General features: G+C 70.0%; 16 protein-coding genes. 9 read left to right on the top strand and 7 right to left on the bottom strand.

Going from position 1 to position 15,543, the window contains the following annotated elements; all coding sequences use genetic code 11:
• The first annotated feature begins 50 nt into the window (after window positions 1-50).
• From def to rsmB, 3 genes are read left to right on the top strand one after another with little or no spacing between them, the layout of a single operon-like run.
• Window positions 51-554 (top strand): peptide deformylase, encoded by a 504-nt coding sequence (gene def / locus ACIQ6S_RS12270; RefSeq protein WP_397608607.1) that lies wholly within the window; start codon window positions 51-53, stop codon window positions 552-554.
• A gap of 5 nt (window positions 555-559) precedes the next feature.
• Window positions 560-1,501 carry a methionyl-tRNA formyltransferase gene (gene fmt, locus ACIQ6S_RS12265; RefSeq protein WP_397608636.1) on the top strand — a complete coding sequence of 314 codons (942 nt, stop codon included), beginning with the start codon at window positions 560-562 and terminating at the stop codon, window positions 1,499-1,501.
• Window positions 1,498-2,823: a 16S rRNA (cytosine(967)-C(5))-methyltransferase RsmB gene (gene rsmB / locus ACIQ6S_RS12260; protein ID WP_397608606.1), complete on the top strand. Its 1,326-nt coding sequence runs from the start codon at window positions 1,498-1,500 to the stop codon at window positions 2,821-2,823. Before fmt ends, rsmB begins: the two co-directional genes overlap by 4 nt.
• 4 nt (window positions 2,824-2,827) lie before the next feature.
• Here rsmB and ACIQ6S_RS12255 read toward each other — a convergent pair whose 3' ends face one another.
• The 3 genes from ACIQ6S_RS12255 to ACIQ6S_RS12245 are packed head-to-tail and all read right to left on the bottom strand — an operon-like array spanning window position 2,828 to window position 5,117.
• The gene (locus ACIQ6S_RS12255; protein ID WP_397608605.1) at window positions 2,828-4,147 is read right to left on the bottom strand and encodes a sensor histidine kinase; all 1,320 of its coding nucleotides are present in this window, start codon (window positions 4,145-4,147) and stop codon (window positions 2,828-2,830) included.
• The gene (locus tag ACIQ6S_RS12250) at window positions 4,144-4,806 is read right to left on the bottom strand and encodes a response regulator transcription factor (protein WP_397608604.1); all 663 of its coding nucleotides are present in this window, start codon (window positions 4,804-4,806) and stop codon (window positions 4,144-4,146) included. The genes ACIQ6S_RS12255 and ACIQ6S_RS12250 overlap by 4 nt, the downstream gene beginning before the upstream one ends.
• Window positions 4,806-5,117, bottom strand: a complete 312-nt coding sequence (locus ACIQ6S_RS12245; RefSeq protein ID WP_297865048.1) for a PepSY domain-containing protein — start codon at window positions 5,115-5,117, stop codon at window positions 4,806-4,808. Before ACIQ6S_RS12245 ends, ACIQ6S_RS12250 begins: the two co-directional genes overlap by 1 nt.
• A gap of 116 nt (window positions 5,118-5,233) precedes the next feature.
• On the opposite strand from ACIQ6S_RS12245, the gene ACIQ6S_RS12240 reads away from it, so the two are divergent.
• Complete coding sequence (locus ACIQ6S_RS12240; RefSeq protein ID WP_397608603.1) at window positions 5,234-5,677, top strand: PepSY domain-containing protein; 444 nt, start codon at window positions 5,234-5,236, stop codon at window positions 5,675-5,677.
• Between the two features lie 37 nt (window positions 5,678-5,714).
• On the opposite strand, the gene ACIQ6S_RS12235 is transcribed toward ACIQ6S_RS12240, so the two are convergent.
• Window positions 5,715-6,491 (bottom strand): glycosyltransferase family 2 protein, encoded by a 777-nt coding sequence (locus tag ACIQ6S_RS12235; RefSeq protein ID WP_397608602.1) that lies wholly within the window; start codon window positions 6,489-6,491, stop codon window positions 5,715-5,717.
• A 53-nt stretch (window positions 6,492-6,544) separates the two neighbouring features.
• On the opposite strand from ACIQ6S_RS12235, the gene ACIQ6S_RS12230 reads away from it, so the two are divergent.
• From ACIQ6S_RS12230 to ACIQ6S_RS12220, 3 genes are read left to right on the top strand one after another with little or no spacing between them, the layout of a single operon-like run.
• Window positions 6,545-7,678, top strand: coding sequence for a glycosyltransferase (locus tag ACIQ6S_RS12230; protein ID WP_397608601.1), 1,134 nt, complete (start codon window positions 6,545-6,547; stop codon window positions 7,676-7,678).
• A gap of 31 nt (window positions 7,679-7,709) precedes the next feature.
• The gene (gene trkA, locus ACIQ6S_RS12225; RefSeq protein ID WP_397572928.1) at window positions 7,710-9,089 is read left to right on the top strand and encodes a Trk system potassium transporter TrkA; all 1,380 of its coding nucleotides are present in this window, start codon (window positions 7,710-7,712) and stop codon (window positions 9,087-9,089) included.
• On the top strand, window positions 9,080-10,558 hold the full coding sequence (locus ACIQ6S_RS12220; RefSeq protein ID WP_397608600.1) for a potassium transporter TrkG: 1,479 nt from the start codon (window positions 9,080-9,082) through the stop codon (window positions 10,556-10,558). The genes trkA and ACIQ6S_RS12220 overlap by 10 nt, the downstream gene beginning before the upstream one ends.
• On the opposite strand, the gene ACIQ6S_RS12215 is transcribed toward ACIQ6S_RS12220, so the two are convergent.
• From ACIQ6S_RS12215 to ACIQ6S_RS12205, 3 genes are read right to left on the bottom strand one after another with little or no spacing between them, the layout of a single operon-like run.
• Window positions 10,515-12,110 (bottom strand): PH domain-containing protein, encoded by a 1,596-nt coding sequence (locus ACIQ6S_RS12215; protein WP_397608599.1) that lies wholly within the window; start codon window positions 12,108-12,110, stop codon window positions 10,515-10,517. The two genes, ACIQ6S_RS12220 and ACIQ6S_RS12215, sit on opposite strands and share 44 nt — an antisense overlap.
• On the bottom strand, window positions 12,103-12,624 hold the full coding sequence (locus ACIQ6S_RS12210) for a PH domain-containing protein (RefSeq protein ID WP_397608598.1): 522 nt from the start codon (window positions 12,622-12,624) through the stop codon (window positions 12,103-12,105). Before ACIQ6S_RS12210 ends, ACIQ6S_RS12215 begins: the two co-directional genes overlap by 8 nt.
• The gene (locus tag ACIQ6S_RS12205; RefSeq protein WP_397608597.1) at window positions 12,624-13,514 is read right to left on the bottom strand and encodes a lysophospholipid acyltransferase family protein; all 891 of its coding nucleotides are present in this window, start codon (window positions 13,512-13,514) and stop codon (window positions 12,624-12,626) included. Before ACIQ6S_RS12205 ends, ACIQ6S_RS12210 begins: the two co-directional genes overlap by 1 nt.
• A gap of 59 nt (window positions 13,515-13,573) precedes the next feature.
• Between ACIQ6S_RS12205 and dtd the strand changes: the two genes are divergently transcribed.
• Together dtd and rpoD are read left to right on the top strand one after the other, a co-directional pair.
• Entirely contained in the window at window positions 13,574-14,011 is a 438-nt protein-coding gene (dtd, locus tag ACIQ6S_RS12200; RefSeq protein WP_397608596.1) for a D-aminoacyl-tRNA deacylase, read from the top strand.
• A 112-nt stretch (window positions 14,012-14,123) separates the two neighbouring features.
• The coding region (gene rpoD / locus ACIQ6S_RS12195; protein WP_397608595.1) for an RNA polymerase sigma factor RpoD at window positions 14,124-15,543 on the top strand (1,420 nt) is incomplete at its 3' end.

Genomic DNA, 15,543 nt, shown 5'->3' with positions numbered 1-15,543 from the left:
AACTGTGCGGCCAGCGGGCCCGGCCCGCGCCCCTTGCCGAACCCCTCGCCATGGCCCTGCTGCCGATCCTCCGCTTCCCCGATCTCCGCCTCCGCACCGTCGCCAAGCCGGTCGAGCACGTCGACGACGCCCTGCGGGCGCTGATCGACGACATGTTCCAGACCATGTACGACGAGCCGGGCATCGGCCTTGCCGCCACCCAGGTCGACCAGCACATCCGCCTCATCGTCATGGACGTCTCGGACGACAAGTCGAACAAGAAGGTGATGATCAACCCGGAGATCGTCGCCTCCAGCGGCGTGCAGAACTGCAAGGAAGGCTGCCTGTCGGTGCCGACCGTGTTCGCCGAGGTGAAGCGTGCGGAAACGGTGACCGTGCGTGCGCTGGACCGCGACGGCCAGACCTACGAGTTCACCTGCAGCGGCCTCGAGGCCGTCTGCGTGCAGCACGAGATGGACCACCTCGACGGCAAGGTCTTCGTCGACTACCTCACGCCGCTGAAGCGCGAGATGGCGATGAAGAAGCTCGCCAAGCTGGCCAAGGCCGAGGGCTGATGGCGCTGCGGATCGTCTTTGCGGGCACGCCGGAGTTCAGCGTGCCCTGCCTCGACGCCGCCGCCGCCCGCGGCGAGGTCGTCGCGGTGTACACCCAGCCCGATCGCCCTGCCGGTCGCGGCCGCGCGTTGGCCGAGTCGCCGGTGAAGCAGCGGGCGAAGCAGCTGGGCATCGACGTCTTCCAGCCCGCGACCTTGCGCGACGCCGAGGCGCAGGCGCAGTTGCGCGAACTGAAGCCCGACCTCCTGGTGGTGGTGGCCTACGGGCTGATCCTGCCGCAGGCGGTGCTCGACATCCCGACCAACGGCTGCTGGAACGTGCATGCCTCGTTGCTGCCGCGCTGGCGTGGCGCCGCGCCGATCCAGCGCGCGATCGAGGCGGGGGATGCCGAAACCGGCGTCGACTTGATGCGGATGGAAAAGGGCCTCGACACCGGCCCGTTGATGCTGCGTCTCACCACGCCCATCAAAGACGAAGACACCGGCGGCACCCTGCATGACCGCCTCTCGGCGCTCGGCGCGGAAGTGCTGGGCGACGGCCTCAAGCTGCTGCGCGCCGGCATGGTGCCGGTAGCCACGACGCAGCCCGCCGAGGGCGTCACCTATGCGCACAAGCTCGACAAGGCCGAGGCGAAGCTCGACTGGTCGCTGTCGGCCGAGGCGCTGGCGCGCAAGGTCCGGGCCTTCCACCCGTGGCCGATCGCCGAATGCGAACTCGTCGGCGAGCGCCTGCGCGTGCATGGCGCAATGCCCCTGTCGGACGCCGCCGCGCGCGCGCTTGGGGTCGAGCGCCACTCGCCCGGCACGCTCATCGCGGGCACGCGGGAGGGCCTCACCGTCGCCTGTGGCGAAGGCGCGCTGCGCCTCACGCACGTGCAGCGCGAAGGCGGCAAGCCGCAGCCGGTGGCGGATTTCCTCAACGCGCGGCCGCAGCTGAAAACCGCATGAGTACGTTGGGCCCCGGTGCCGCGCTGCGCGCCGAGGCGGCGCGCGTGCTCGTCGCCGTTCTCGACGACGGACGCTCGCTGAAGGCGGTGCTGTCGGCGGCGCTGCCCAGGATTGCCGACCCGCGCGACCGTGGCCTGCTCGAGGCCATCGTCTTCGCGGCACTTCGCCACGAGCGCCGCTACACCTTCGTGCTCTCGCGCTGGCTCGCGCGGCCGCTGCCGGCGGGCACGGCGAAGGATCGCGCGGTGGCGCGCCTGTTGCTGGTCGGGCTCGCCCAACTCGATGCGCTCGGCATGGCGCCCCATGCGGCCGTGGGCGCGACGGTCGATGCGGTCAAGCAGCTCGGTCGCGACGGCCTGGCCGGCCTGTTCAACGCCGTGCTGCGCAAAGCCACGCGCGAGCCGTGGCCGGTTGCGGAATCCCGCGCCGTGCGGACGAGCCACCCCGATTGGATGGTGCGGCGCTTCGAGGCCGATTGGCCGGAGCGCGTCGATGCCTTGCTGTCGGCGAACAACACCGAGGCCCCCTTGTGGTTGCGCGCCAACGCACCGCGCATCGGTCGCGAGGTCGTGGCCGCACGTTGGTCCGAGGCCGGCATCCCCAGCGAGCCCGGAGTCGCGGCGGAAAGCCTGCGCATCCTCGAACGTGCGAACCCGACGCAGCTGCCGGGATTCGATGACGGCGCCTTCCATGTGCAGGACCTTGCCGCGCAACTGGCCGTCGAGGCCCTTGGCCCGGTGCAGGGCCAACGCGTGCTGGATGCGTGCGCGGCGCCCGGTGGCAAGACGCTGGGGCTGCTTTCGGCGGTCGGCGATGGGGGCGAGGTGCTGGCGCTCGACGTCGATGCGAAGCGCTTGGATCGCGTGGGCGCGCTCGTGGCCTCGCTCCAGCCGTCGCGGGCTCGTTGCGCGACGAAGGCTGCCGACGCGACCGAGCCCGCGCGCTGGCACGACGGCCGCGCCTTCGACGCGATCCTGCTCGACGCGCCCTGTTCGGCCACCGGCATCCTGCGCCGTCAACCCGACATCAAAGCGCACCGGCGCGAGGACGACATCGCCGTGTTGGCGGCGACGCAAGCGCGCCTGCTCGAAGCGCTGTGGCCGCTGCTCACCCCCGGCGGCGTGCTGGTCTACGCCACCTGTTCGGTGTTGCGCGAGGAGAACGACCAGCAGGTCGCGGCATTCCTCGCGCGCCATCCGGACGCCCGGCTCGAGCCGCTTGATGCACGCTTCGGCCTCGACACCGGGAACGGCACGCAGCGCTTCCCGGGCGACGGCGGCGGCGACGGCTTCTTCTACGCCCGGCTCGTCCGCGCGGGTTGAGCCTTCAGGCGTTGCGCCACGCCGGTAGCCGCAGCCGCGCCTGCAGGCCACCGAGCGGGCTTCGGCCGAACTCCAGCTCGCCGCCGTAGCTTTCCGCGATGTCGCGGCTGATCGAGACCCCCAGGCCTGTGCCCGGGGTGCTCTCGTCGAAGCGCAGGCCGCGTTCGCCCAAGCGGGCGAGCGCGTCGTCGTCGAGGCCCGCACCATCGTCGTCGAGGATCAGTCGCACCGCACCGGCCTCCATGCGCCGCGTGACGCGAACCTGGCGCCGCGCGGCGCGAAGCGCGTTGTCCAGCAGGTTGCCGAGCATCTCCTGCAGGTCGCTGGCCTCGCAGGCCACCTCGAAGACATCGGCCGCCGGCGGTGCGTGGATCGTTTTCGAGGGATGCAGGCGCTCGAGAAGTGCGACCAGCCGATTCAGCTCCGCACCGGCATCGCAGCGCGCCTTGCGCCGCCGCGCGTCGGCCGAGGCGCGGGCGAGGTGGCGGTCGACGATCTCGTCGATCCGCGCCAAGGCCTCGCGCTGCGTGGTGTCGCCCGGTGGCACGAGGGTGCGCAGCAGGGCCAAGGGCGTTTTCAGCGCGTGCGCGAGGTCGCCGGCGCGCTTGCGTCCACTCTCGGCCAGACGCCGGTTCTGTTCGATCACCGGGTTGAGTTCCTCGACCACGGCATCCAGCTCGCGGACCGGCAAGCGTTCAAGGGCCTCGCGTCGGCCCGCGGCGAGTTCGGCGACCTGCTCGCTGAAGCGGCGCAGCGGGGCCAAGCCGAGGCGAAGCTGCAGGCCGATGGTGGCGAGCGCGAGCAGGGCGAGGCCGGCGGCGGCCAGCCAAGACAGCTGCACGAAGTCGGCGACTTCCGCGTCGATGTCGTCACGGGGTCCGGTGAGCAGGACCGTGATCGGTGCGCGTTGCCCTGGCAGCTCGATGCGTCGCACGACGGCGCGCAAGGGGGCGGCCCCGTCGTGGGCGAGGTCCATGTGGCGGGCCTGGCCGTCGGCACGGGCGCGTGGCATCGGTAGTTCGCGATCCCACAGCGAGCGAGAGCGCAGTCGCACCCCCGTGTCGTCGGCGACCTGCCAATGCCAGCCGGAGCCGATGCTGTCGAAGGCCGCTTGGCCGATGGGGCGGCCCACCACGACGCGGCCGTCGGGCGTGGCCTCGAGGCCGCCGATGAAAGCGGCCAGCGTGCGATCGAGCCGCGCATCGAACGCACGGCGAACGGTGTCCTCGAAGGCCCACTGCAGCAGCAGCAAACCGACCACGACAAGGGCGACGAGCGGGAGGGCCGCTGCCCACCAGAGCCGGCGCTGCAGGCTGGCGCTCATGCCTCCGCGAGCCGGAAGCCGAGCCCGCGATCCGTGTGCAGCAGCTTGTGCGGGGCGAGCTTCTTGCGGATGCGCCCGATCTGCACATCGATGACGTTGGAGTCGAGGTCGAAGTCGCGATCGTAGAGGTGTTCGGCGAGTTCGTTGCGCGGCACCGTGCGCCCGGCATGGTGCGCGAGGAAGGCGAGCAGGCGGTACTCGCCCGCCGTCAGCGCTAGGCCGCGGCCGTCGACCCGGAAACGGTTGGCCAGCGTGTCGAGCTCCAGCGCGCCGACGCGGATCACCGAGGACGCGTGGCCACTGGCGCGGCGGATCAGCGCTTTCAGTCGCAGCACCACTTCATCGATCTCGAAGGGCTTGGTCAGGTAGTCGTCGGCGCCGGCGCCGAAGCCAGCCAACTTGTCGTTCCACCGGTTGCGTGCGGTCAACACGAGGACGGGGAAGTTGCGTCCCGCTTCGCGCCAAGCCTGCAGCACGGAGATGCCATCGCGCCGCGGCAGGCCGAGGTCCAGCACGGCGGCGTCGAACGGCTCCTCGGTGCCAAGCCACAGCGCTTCATCGCCATCGGCGCAGGCGTCCACGACCCAGCCCTCGGCGACCAGCGCTCCTCGGACGGCCTCGCGCAGCGGCGCGTCGTCTTCAACCAGCAGCAGGCGCATCAGTCGTCCTCGAGGATGGCGGCGCTGAGGGCATCGACCTCGAGCTCGCGGACTCGACCGTCAGTGCCGAGGAATTCCAGTTCGTACACCCAACGACCATCCTCGCGGTCGAACTCCGCTTCGATCAGACGCTCACCCTCGCGCAGCGGCAGGCGCGCGAGGATCTGGTCGAGCGGCAGGGCCTCGCCGCGCAGCACGGCGGCGCGGGCACGCTCGTGGTCCGCGTCGTCATCGTCGGCGTGGACCGGTGACGGGAGCGGGAGCAGCGCCAGCAGCGCGAGCAGGACGACGGTGGGCAGGGTGCGGAGCATGGCGCCATGGTGCCCGGCGCGATTAAACGGTGGATGAAAAAACGCCTCAGAGCCGATTTCAGAGGGCGCTGCGAATCTGGCGCCGTTCCACCCCCAAACCCCAACGGAGAACCCCCATGAAGACCCTGACCCTCGCCGCCACCCTCGCCCTGTCCCTTGCGGTCGCCGTGCCCGTCGTCCACGCCCAGGCTGGTGCGCCGATCGGCCTCGAGCAGGCCACCCGCATCGCCCAGCAGGCCGGCTACGGCGCCGTGCGCGGCGCTGAGCTCGACGAAGGCGTGTGGGAAGTGCTCGCCAGCGGCGCCGATGGCGCGCGCGTTACCGTCCACATCGACGCCGCGAGCGGCGAGATCCTGTCGCCGGCCCAGCCGGGCCAGCGCCAGCTCGGCATCGAGGAGGTGATGGCCCGCCTCGCCGCCGCCGGTTACAACGACGTCAAAGAGATCGAGCGTGACGACGGCTTCTGGGTCGCCGAGGTCCGCACGTCGATGGGTTTCGAACGCGACGTGCGCGTGCACCCGATCACCGGTGCCGTCGAGGTCGAGCGCTGGGACGACTGATTGTCCCGCACGGCGCCGTCTCGCTTGCCGGACGGCCTCAGATGGAAGGCTGTGGGCTCGAGAGGGCCCGCAGCCTTTCGTATTTCAGGGCCGCGTAGCGTGCATGCAAGGCGTGGAAGCGCCACGCGCCCGAGCCATCGAGCATTCCGCCGCGCAGCAGCAGGTTCTTGAGCAAGTAGGCGAGGGCTGCTGCTGGGCCGCGCAGCGCCGCTGCGCGCTTGCCGCGCGCGGCGCGTTCCTTGGCCCAGAGCCCTGCGTAGCGCTGCAGCTTCGCCCAATACTCGGCTTCCGAACGCGCGGTGTCGTGCTCCATGCGAATGTCCGACACCCGGAGGCGCAGGCCGTCGGTGATGAAACGCTCGTGGACCGGGCTTTCCTCGTGGCGGCAGTGGGCCCGGAACAACCGGTGCACCGGCTCGCACGCGAAGCTGCCGAAGCGCATCACCGTCCCGAGGAAATGCGTGCGCCTGGGCAGCGTGAACACATCGGTCGTGTCCGGCGCGCCCGATGCGAAAAGCGCGCGCAGCGCCGCCTGCGCATCGGGCTCCAGCCATTCGTCGGCGTCCAGCAGCAGCACCCAGGGTTGGGTGGCCTGTTCGATCGCGAGGTTCTTCTGGCGGCCGAAGCCGAGCCAAGGCTGGTCGACCACTCGGGCCCCGAGGCGGCGTGCCAGCTCGGGCGTGCCGTCCGTGGACTGCGAATCCACCACCGTCACGTCACGGCAGACGGCCAGCATCGAGCGCAGGCAGCGCTCGATGCGGTCGGCCTCGTTGAAGGTGATGACGACGCCGGAGAGGGGCAGGGGATCGGCCATGCCGGTATTGTAGGCGCCGATTCCGTTACCGCCGACGCGTGTCGCGCTCCCCGATGCCCCCTTCCGACGCGATACCGAGCCCGGCAGCGCGCCCCCTGCGCGTCATGCACTTCGTCACCGGTGGGTTCTCCGGCGGTGCCACCCAGGTGGCGATCGCGCTGGTGAACGCGGCGCGCGCCGAGCCCGGTTTCGAGCCCCTGCTGGTGCTGCGGAGGAAACGCCGGACGCCGCCGGAGCGCCTTGCCGAATTGGACGCCGCGGGCACGCCGTTCCGCGCCGTGCCGGGCTGGTCGCACGCGGCCACGATCTGGGCGCTGGTGCGGCTGTGCCGCGAGTTCCAGCCCGACGTGCTGTTCTGCCACGGCTTCTCGGAACACCTCTGGGGGCGCTACGCCGGCCTGCTCGCCAAGGTGCCGCACCTCGTGCACGTCGAGCACAACATTCGTGAGCGCTACACCCGTTGGCGGCTGGCGCAATCACGCTGGTTGGCGAAGCGCACGGCGCGCATCGTCGGCTGCTCGGAGGGTGTGCGGGACGTGCTGTTGGCGCAGGGCATGCCCGCCGAGCGCACCGTCGCGATTCCCAACGGCATCCGCCTCGAGCCCTTCGCTGCCGCCGATTCCGTGGACTTCGCCTCGCGCGTGCCCGGCATCGTCATGGTGGCGCGCTTCGCCAAGCAGAAAGACCACGCCACCCTGCTGCGCGCCGTGGCGCTGCTGCGCGAACGCGGCCTCGCGCCGCCCGTGCAGTTCGCCGGGGGTGGCAAGTCCCTGCATCGCGCGCCGCTCGAACGGCTGGCCAAGGAGCTGGGCATCGCCTCGCAGGTGGCCTTCCTCGGCGTGGTGCGCGACGTGCCGGCGCGATTGATGGCGCATCGCATCGCTTGCCTGTCGACGCACTACGAGGGCATGCCGCTCGCCCTCATCGAAGGCATGGCCGCCGGTTGCGTCGCCGTGGCCAGCGCGGTGCCGGGGGTGCGGGAAGTGCTGCGCGACGGGGTGGACGGCCGGCTGGTGCCCGAGGGCGACGCCGTCGCCCTCGCCGATGCGCTGGAGGCGCTGTTGCGCGATCCGGCCGAGGCGGAGCGGCTGGCCGCGGCTGGCCGGGCCCGCGCCGTCGCCGAGTTCAGCCGGGAACGCATGAACCGGGATTACGCGGCGCTCTGCCGCGCCCTCGTGGGCGTATGATCCGCCCGCAACGACGAGGTGCGGGGAGCGCGTGAATATTCTGATCCTTGGGGCGGGCCAGGTGGGCACCTCCGTGGCGGCCGCGCTGGCCTCCGAGAACAACGACATCACGGTCGTCGATACCGACCACCAGCGCCTTCGCGACCTCGCCGAGCGGCTCGATATCCGCACCGTCGTCGGCCACGGCTCGCTGCCGTCGGTGCTGTCGCATGCCGGCGCGGAAGAGGCCGAGCTGCTGGTGGCCGTCACCTCGAGCGACGAGGTCAACCTGCTCGCCTGCCAGATCGCGCAGTCGCGCTTCCGCACGCCAACGCGGGTGGCACGCCTCCGTGAATCGGAGTACCTCGACCTCGGCGTCCTGAAGGACCCGCGCACCTCGCCAGTGACGGCGGCCATCAGCCCCGAAACCCTGGTGGTCCGCCACATCGAGCGCCTCATCGGCTACCCCGGTGCGCTGCAGGTGCTCGATTTCGCCCAGGGCCGCGCCCAGCTCGTCGCCGTGCGCGCCATCGAAGGCGGCGCCCTGGTGGGGCACCAGTTGCGCGAACTGCGCAACCACCTGCCGGCCGGCGCCGACGCCCGCGTGGCGGCGATCTTCCGTCGTGGCAAGCCGGTGAAGCCGGAGGCCTCGACGGTCATCGAGATCGACGACGAGGTGTTCTTCCTCGCCGACCGCCGGCACATCCCGGCGGTGATGGCCGAACTGCGCCGCGTCGAGAAGAGGCCGACGCGCCGCGTGCTGATCGCCGGCGGCGGCAATATCGGCCGCAACCTCGCCAAGGCGCTGGAGAACCGCTACTCGGTGAAGGTGATGGAACGCTCGCGCGAGCGTGCGCGGTCGATCGCCGAAGACCTGCTCAACTCCATCGTGCTGGTCGGCGACTGCGCCGACGAAGAGCTGCTGCGCGAGGAGAACATCGACCAGACCGACATCTATTGCGCGCTGACCAACGACGACGAGGCCAACATCCTCTCGGCCATGCTCGCCAAGCGCCTCGGTTGCCCGCGCGTGCTCGCGCTGATCAACCGCCCGGCCTACGCCGAACTGGTGGAAGGGGGCAGCATCGACATCGCCGTGAGCCCCCAGCAGGTGACGCTCGGCGCCCTGCTCGCGCACATCCGCGAGGGCGCGCCGGCGCAGGTGTATTCGCTGCGTCGTGGCGTGGCCGAGGCCGTCGAGGTCGTTGCGCGCGGCGATCGCCGCAGCTCGCAGGTCATTGGCCGCGGACTGGAGGATCTCGCCCTGCCGCCCTCCGCGACCATCGGCGGCATCGTCCGCGGCGACCAGCTGCTGATCGCCCACCATGACGTCGTGGTCGAGCCTGAGGACCACCTGATCGTCTTCGTGATGGACAAGCGCGAGATGCCGCAGGTGACGGCGCTGTTCCAGGCCGGCGCGACGTGGCTCTGAGTCCGTACTCGCTGTTGTCGGAGCGCTCGCGCACCCTGCTGCGCATCTTCGGCGCGATCATCGCCCTCTCGGCGACGATCTCGCTGCCGCCGCTTTTCCTCGCCTGGTGGTGGGACGAGCCCAGCGCCACGGCTTTCCTCGAGAGCTTCCTGGTCGCGGGCATCGCCGGTTTCATCCTGTGGTTCCCGGTGCGCAACGCCCACTACGAGATGCGGCTGCGCGACGGCTTCCTGATCGTCTCCGGGGTGTGGATCATCGCGATTCTCGTGACGGCCCTGCCGTTCATGCTCACCGAGCCGAACCTCAGCTACACCGACGCGGTGTTCGAGGCCGCGTCCGGCCTGACGACCACGGGTGCCACCGTCATCGTCGGCATCGAGAACCTGCCCAAGAGCGTGCTGTTCTACCGGGCGTCGCTCTGCTACTTCGGCGGCATGGGCATCGTGATCCTCGCGGTGGCGATCCTGCCGATGCTGCGCATCGGTGGCATGCAGCTGTTCCGGGCCGAGACCACCGGTCCGCAGAAGGACAGCAAGCTGACGCCGCGGATCGCCGACACCGCCAAGGCGCTGTGGCTGGTCTACACCGGCCTCGTGCTGCTGTGCACGCTGTCGTTCTGGGTCGGCGGCATGACTTTCTTCGATTCGATTACCCATGCGATGAGCACGGTGGCGACCGGCGGCTTCGGCAACTACGACGCCAGCTTCGGCTACTGGAACAGCCCGCTGCTGGACAGCATCGCCATCCTCTTCATGTTTCTCGGCGGCCTTAATTTCGGCCTGCACTGGTACGCGTGGCGGCGCGCCACGCTCGGGCACTACAAGGCCGATGCGGAGTTCCTGAGCTTCTTCTGGATCTGCGTGGTGATCAGCGTCATGGTGGCCTTGGCCGTATGGCTGGGGGGGCGCTTCGACAGCCCGATGGAAGCGCTGCGCCACGCCACCTTCCAAGTGGTGTCGAACATCACGACCACCGGCTTCGTCACCACCGGATTCGTCGATTGGCCGGGCCTCGCGCCGCTGGCGCTGATGATGGTCGGCTTCATCGGTGGCTGCGCGGGTTCCACCTCCGGCGGCATGAAGGTGGCGCGCGTGCAGATGGTGGTGCGCCAGGGCTATCGCGAGCTGAAGCAGCTCGTGCACCCGAAGGGCCAGTTCCTGGTGAAGGTGGGCGGGAAGCGCGTCTCCGAGAGCGTGGTCATCTCGGTGGCGGGCTTCTGCACGCTCTACATCCTCAGCTTCCTTGTGATGACGTTGGCGCTCACGGCTGATGGCGTCGACATCGTCACCGCGTTCTCGGCGATCGCCGCCTGCATGAACAACATGGGGCCGGGCCTCGGCGCGGTGGCCTCGCACTTCCGCGACATGAGCGATTTCGCGGTGTGGGTGTGCAGCTTCGCGATGGTGCTCGGCCGCCTCGAGGTGTTCACGCTGCTGGTGCTGCTGACGCCCCAGTTCTGGCGGGATTGATTCCCGCGTCGCGCGGCATCAGTGCGCGCAGGCGGGCTGCCAGCGCCTCGGCCTCGGCGACGGCGAGATAGGGGATCCGTAGCGCCGGTTCCATCGGCGAAGCGCCCGCCGTGTCGAGGTGCAGCGTGGCCATGCCGTGGCGGCGGTCGAAGGGCGACTGGGTGATCTGCAACGCGTGCAGCTTGCGTGCTTCGGCGAAGCGCCAGTGGCGATCGAGCCAGCCCTGGCGGAACGCAACCACGCCGCCGCCGAGGGTCCATGCCGAATAGCGGGCCCAGACCCGCGCGCGCAGGTAGACAGGCGCCAACAGCGCCAAGGCCCAGAGGCCCACTGGGCCCTCGAAGTAGACGAGCAGCGCGGTGCCGGCGAGCACGGCCATCGCGAGTGGCGCGAACACGCGCCACCAGGCGCGCGGATGCAGGGCTTGCCAGTCCTGCAGCGGCCAACTCCCGTCCGGCAGGAGGGCCGCGAGCATGCCGTCCATGCCGTCGGGCGCGGCCAGTGGCACGAGGTCGCGCACCGACTGGCTCTCGTTCACGGCTTCCACCGAGGCGCGGTCGACGCGCAGGCTCTGCCGGCCGAACCAGCGGTGCAGCAGTGTTTCGCGCAAGGAGTAGGCCTGGATGCGGCGCTTCGGCAGGTGGCTGCGCACGCGGCTGATGAGCCCGCGTTCGACGCGCAGTTCGCGCTCGCCCGCGTGCAGGCGGAAGTCATGGAACTGCAGGATGGCGAGTGCCACCGATAGCAGGCGCACGGCAACGATCATGGCCACCAGCAGGCCGAAGGCCAGGCCCGCATAGGCCACGGGGCCGAGGTGCCAGGCTTCCGCCATGGCGATGCCCTCGCGGCCCACCGATTCGATGCCGTTGCTCAGTCGCTTGGTGAAGACGTCACCCGCCTGAGTCACGTAGGCGAAGCCCGCGGCGACCACCAGCATGCCGCGGTTTGAAATCAGCCCGAGGCGAACCAGCTCGCGCGTCGGCAAAGCGAGCCAAAGCACCGGGGCGTCGTCTTGCGCCGCGTTGCCGCCTCCGTCCGCCACCTGCGCCGCACGCGCCCGGTTCGCACCTTCTCGCACCCTGGCCTCGAGGGCGTTCGCCTGCTCGAGCTTGAGCACCTGCATCTGCGCCTCGGCCTGGCCCATGCCGCCCGCGGACTCCAGCCGCACCTCCGCCACGCCCACGAGGCGATGCAGCAGGTTCTGGTGCAGGGTGACGTTCTGCACGCGGTCGAAGGGAATGAGGCGCAGGTTGCGCTGCAGCAGCCCGCTGCGGATCACTAGGGCGCTCTCGAGGAAGCCGTAGCGGTAGGTGAAGTACTGCCAGACCGCCACCACGGCCAGCATCGCGGCCCCGGCGAGGCCGATCAAGTCGCCGATGTCGTCCCCGTCCTCCCGGCTGCCGCCGAGCAGGAGGACGAGCAGGGGCAGCGCGAACATGCGCAACTGGGCGATCAGCGTGAACAGCCAGGACAGCGGATGCAGCCGCTGCGTGGCGGCGGCCTGCAAGGCCTCGCGGTCGTCGCGCCCCGGCGCGTCGGTGGCATCAGCCATGCGCGGCGTCGTCGTGCTCGCGCTGGCGCGGCACCAGGGCATCGCGCAGCTGGTTGGCGCTGTCCTCGTCGAAGCCGGGCTGGCGAACGGCGCTCAGGCGCGTTCCGGCGGTGTGCACCACGAGGGTGGCGAGGCCGTAACGGCGTTCGATCGGCCCGCGCTCGATGTCGAGGTGCTGCACGCGCGCGCGCGGCACCAGCACTTCCGAACGCCAGAAGCGGCCGCGGCGCACCCGCAGGCCATCGTCATCGAGCCGCCAGCGGGTGTAGCGGAAGGCGAGGGTGGCGCGCCACAGCGCCAGCGCGAGGCAGAGCGCCAGCGCACCGAGCGCCATGCCGAGATGCCACCACGCCGGCCCGTCGGCGAAGGCGAGGACGACCGCTGGGATCGTGCCGAAAGCCAAGCCGAACACCGCGCCGGCGATCGCCGAGGACAGTCGGAAGCAGCGTCGCGCGGCGTCGGGCAGCGGCTGCCAGGGGGTGTCGCCCGGCCAGTCCATCAGCGAGTCGGTCATCAATAGCATTCCGGCCAATACGGGTTCACGGGGGCTTCGTTGGCACGCTGGCCCTTGAAGCGCTTGTAGGTCCACTGGTACTGCGCGAGATCGCGGCGGGCGAACGCCTCGACTGCCGAGTTCAACGCGTCGAGCCCCGCCTGCACAGGCCCGGAGGTCACGGCGGCCGGCAGCGGCTCGATGACCATGCGGAAGCGCCCGCCGGGCAGCCGTTCCGCGGCCGCGAGCAGGAAGCGCGCCTCCGGGTGGCGCGCGCCGAGACGGTGCAGCAGGGTCATGGTCAGCGAAGGTACGCCGAAGAACGGCGACCACTGGCCGCCGGTAGCGTCCGGGGTCTGGTCGGGCGTGATGCCGAGGGTCTCGCCGCGTTGCAAGGCGCGCAGCAAGGGCTTCATCCCGTGCACGTCGGCGGGCACGGCGCTGACGCCACCGCGTTCGCGGGCGAGCCGCAGGAAGGCGTCGACGGCGGCGAACTTGCCGCGCGTGTAGATCAGCGTGATCGGGCGCCGGTTGGCCATCCACTGCACCAGCAACTCCCAGTTGCCGTAATGCGGCGCGACGATGACCACCGGCCCGCGACGCTCGGCATCCTCGAGATGGGGCAGGCCCAAGACATCGATGATCGCCTCGAGGTTGCGGGCCCGCGGGCGCGTCCAGAAGCGCAGGCTCTCCATCAGGGTGAGGTAGGTCTGCACCAGCGAGGCGTGGGTCAGCGCGGGATCGATCCCGGTCAGACGCAGGTTGCAGTCGATCACCCGAACCGCGCCGCCGCGGCGGCGGCACTCGCGGGCGGCGAGTCGTTCGGCGATGGCCGCGCGCAGGCGCGGGCCGGGCGATCCAGCCAACCAGGCGAGGGCGCGCAGGGCATGGGCCGACAGGGGAGAGCGCATGGCCGGAGTCTAGCGGAGCCGGCTTGACGCCCCGCAGGGTGGATCGCGAGCATTCATCGATGATCGCCCTCATCCAGCGCGTCCTCCACGCCAGCGTCGACGTCGACGGCGAGACTGTCGGCGCCATCGGTCCGGGCCTGTTGGCCTTCGCCTGCGTGCAGCCCGGCGATACCCCCGCGCGCATCGCAAAGATGGCCGACCGCCTCGCCGCCTACCGCGTGTTTGCCGATGCCGCGGGCCGCATGAACGTCGGGTTGAGGGACCATGGCGGCGGGCTGCTGCTGGTCAGCCAGTTCACGCTGGGTGCCGACACCGCCTCCGGGCTGCGGCCGAGCTTTTCCACCTCGGCGCCGCCGGGCGAGGCCCGCGCCGGTTTCGACGCTCTCGTCGCGGTCTGTCGCGCCCGCCTCCCGGTGGTCGAAACCGGGCGTTTCGGCGCCCACATGCAGGTGTCCCTGGTCAACGACGGACCGGTCACGTTCTGGCTCGAAACCTGAGGGCGGCACGCCCGCCTGAACGAAAACCCATTTCCGATCAATTACTTGGCGTGAATGCCGAGGGCGCCGGTATAATAGCCGGTTCCCGCTCTCTCCTCTCGGTACCCCCTCCATGGCAACTCCGCGTCCGGAGCAGCAGTCCGAAATCAAGCAGCTGATCAGCAAGGGTCTGGAACAGGGTTACCTGACCTACGCCGAAGTCAACGACCACCTCCCCGACGACGTCGTCGATCCGGAGCAGATCGAAGACATCATCGGCATGATCAACAGCATGGGCATCGAGGTGCATGAAGTCGCACCCGACGCCGAAACCCTGTTGCTCACCGACGCGACGAGCACCCGCGAGGCGGACGAAACCGCCGCCGAGGAAGCCGCCGCCGCGCTGAGCGCGATCGACGCCGAAGGCGGTCGTACGACCGACCCGGTGCGCATGTACATGCGCGAGATGGGCACGGTCGAGCTGCTGACCCGCGAAGGCGAGATCGCCATCGCCAAGCGCATCGAGGAAGGCCTGCACCAGGTGCAGAACTCGCTCGCGGCGTTCCCGTGGACGATCCAGATCATCCTCGACGACTACGCGCTGCACCAGGAAGGCAAGAAGCGCCTCTCCGAGATCGTCACCGGCTTCGCCGACCTCGAGACGCCCGAGCTGTTCGGTGGTGCGCCGATCGAAGCCGTCGCCGACGAAGAGGAAGAGGTTGAGGTCGAAGGCGGCGACGACGAGGAAACCGAGACCCAGACCGGCCCGGATCCGGTCGAGGTCGCGCGTCGCATGGAGCTGCTCAAGGGCCACTTCGGCAAGTTCGAGAAGACGCACGCCAAGTACGGCTCGGCCGACAAGAAGACGGTCAAGGCCCGCGAGGAAATGGCGGGCGAGTTCATGAAGCTCAAGCTGCCGCTGGCGCTGATCGACGCGCTGGTGCGCAAGGTCCGCGAGGTGGTTTCCGAGATCAAGGACCACGAGCGCAAGGTGCTCGACATCTCGACGCGCCTCGCGAAGATGCCGCGCAAGGACTTCATCAAGGCCTGGCCGGGCAACGAAACCAACCTCGAGTGGGCCGACGAGATCATCCGTCGCAAGCAGAAGTGGTCGTCGGGCATGCGCGAGCATCGCGATGCCATCCTCGCCCAGCAGAACGCGCTGATCGCCCTCGAGGGTGCACTGTGCCTCGCGCTGGGTGAGATCAAGGACACCGCCCGCGCGATGGCCTATGGCGAGGCCAAGGCCCGCAAGGCGAAGAAGGAGATGGTCGAGGCCAACCTGCGCCTCGTGATCTCGATCGCCAAGAAGTACACCAACCGCGGCCTGCAGTTCCTCGACCTCATCCAGGAAGGCAACATCGGCCTGATGAAGGCCGTCGACAAGTTCGAATACCGCCGCGGCTACAAGTTCTCGACGTATGCGACCTGGTGGATCCGCCAGGCCATCACCCGCTCGATCGCCGACCAGGCGCGCACCATCCGCATCCCGGTGCACATGATCGAGACGATCAACAAGCTCAACCGCATCTCGCGGCAGATGCTCCAGCAGT

Source organism: Silanimonas sp., from assembly GCF_044377035.1.
GTDB lineage: Bacteria > Pseudomonadota > Gammaproteobacteria > Xanthomonadales > Xanthomonadaceae > Silanimonas.
Note: the sequence above shows the minus strand (reverse complement) of the source record. Positions and strands in the feature narration are given on the sequence as shown.

Coding starts and splice junctions, on each gene's coding strand:
- def (WP_397608607.1), top strand. CDS start 51: ATGGCCCTGCTGCCGATCCTCCGCTTCCCCGATCTCCGCCTCCGCACC.
- rsmB (WP_397608606.1), top strand. CDS start 1,498: ATGAGTACGTTGGGCCCCGGTGCCGCGCTGCGCGCCGAGGCGGCGCGC.
- ACIQ6S_RS12255 (WP_397608605.1), bottom strand. CDS start 4,147: ATGAGCGCCAGCCTGCAGCGCCGGCTCTGGTGGGCAGCGGCCCTCCCG.
- ACIQ6S_RS12250 (WP_397608604.1), bottom strand. CDS start 4,806: ATGCGCCTGCTGCTGGTTGAAGACGACGCGCCGCTGCGCGAGGCCGTC.
- ACIQ6S_RS12245 (WP_297865048.1), bottom strand. CDS start 5,117: ATGCTCCGCACCCTGCCCACCGTCGTCCTGCTCGCGCTGCTGGCGCTG.
- ACIQ6S_RS12240 (WP_397608603.1), top strand. CDS start 5,234: ATGAAGACCCTGACCCTCGCCGCCACCCTCGCCCTGTCCCTTGCGGTC.
- ACIQ6S_RS12235 (WP_397608602.1), bottom strand. CDS start 6,491: ATGGCCGATCCCCTGCCCCTCTCCGGCGTCGTCATCACCTTCAACGAG.
- ACIQ6S_RS12230 (WP_397608601.1), top strand. CDS start 6,545: ATGCCCCCTTCCGACGCGATACCGAGCCCGGCAGCGCGCCCCCTGCGC.
- ACIQ6S_RS12215 (WP_397608599.1), bottom strand. CDS start 12,110: ATGGCTGATGCCACCGACGCGCCGGGGCGCGACGACCGCGAGGCCTTG.
- ACIQ6S_RS12210 (WP_397608598.1), bottom strand. CDS start 12,624: ATGACCGACTCGCTGATGGACTGGCCGGGCGACACCCCCTGGCAGCCG.
- ACIQ6S_RS12205 (WP_397608597.1), bottom strand. CDS start 13,514: ATGCGCTCTCCCCTGTCGGCCCATGCCCTGCGCGCCCTCGCCTGGTTG.
- dtd (WP_397608596.1), top strand. CDS start 13,574: ATGATCGCCCTCATCCAGCGCGTCCTCCACGCCAGCGTCGACGTCGAC.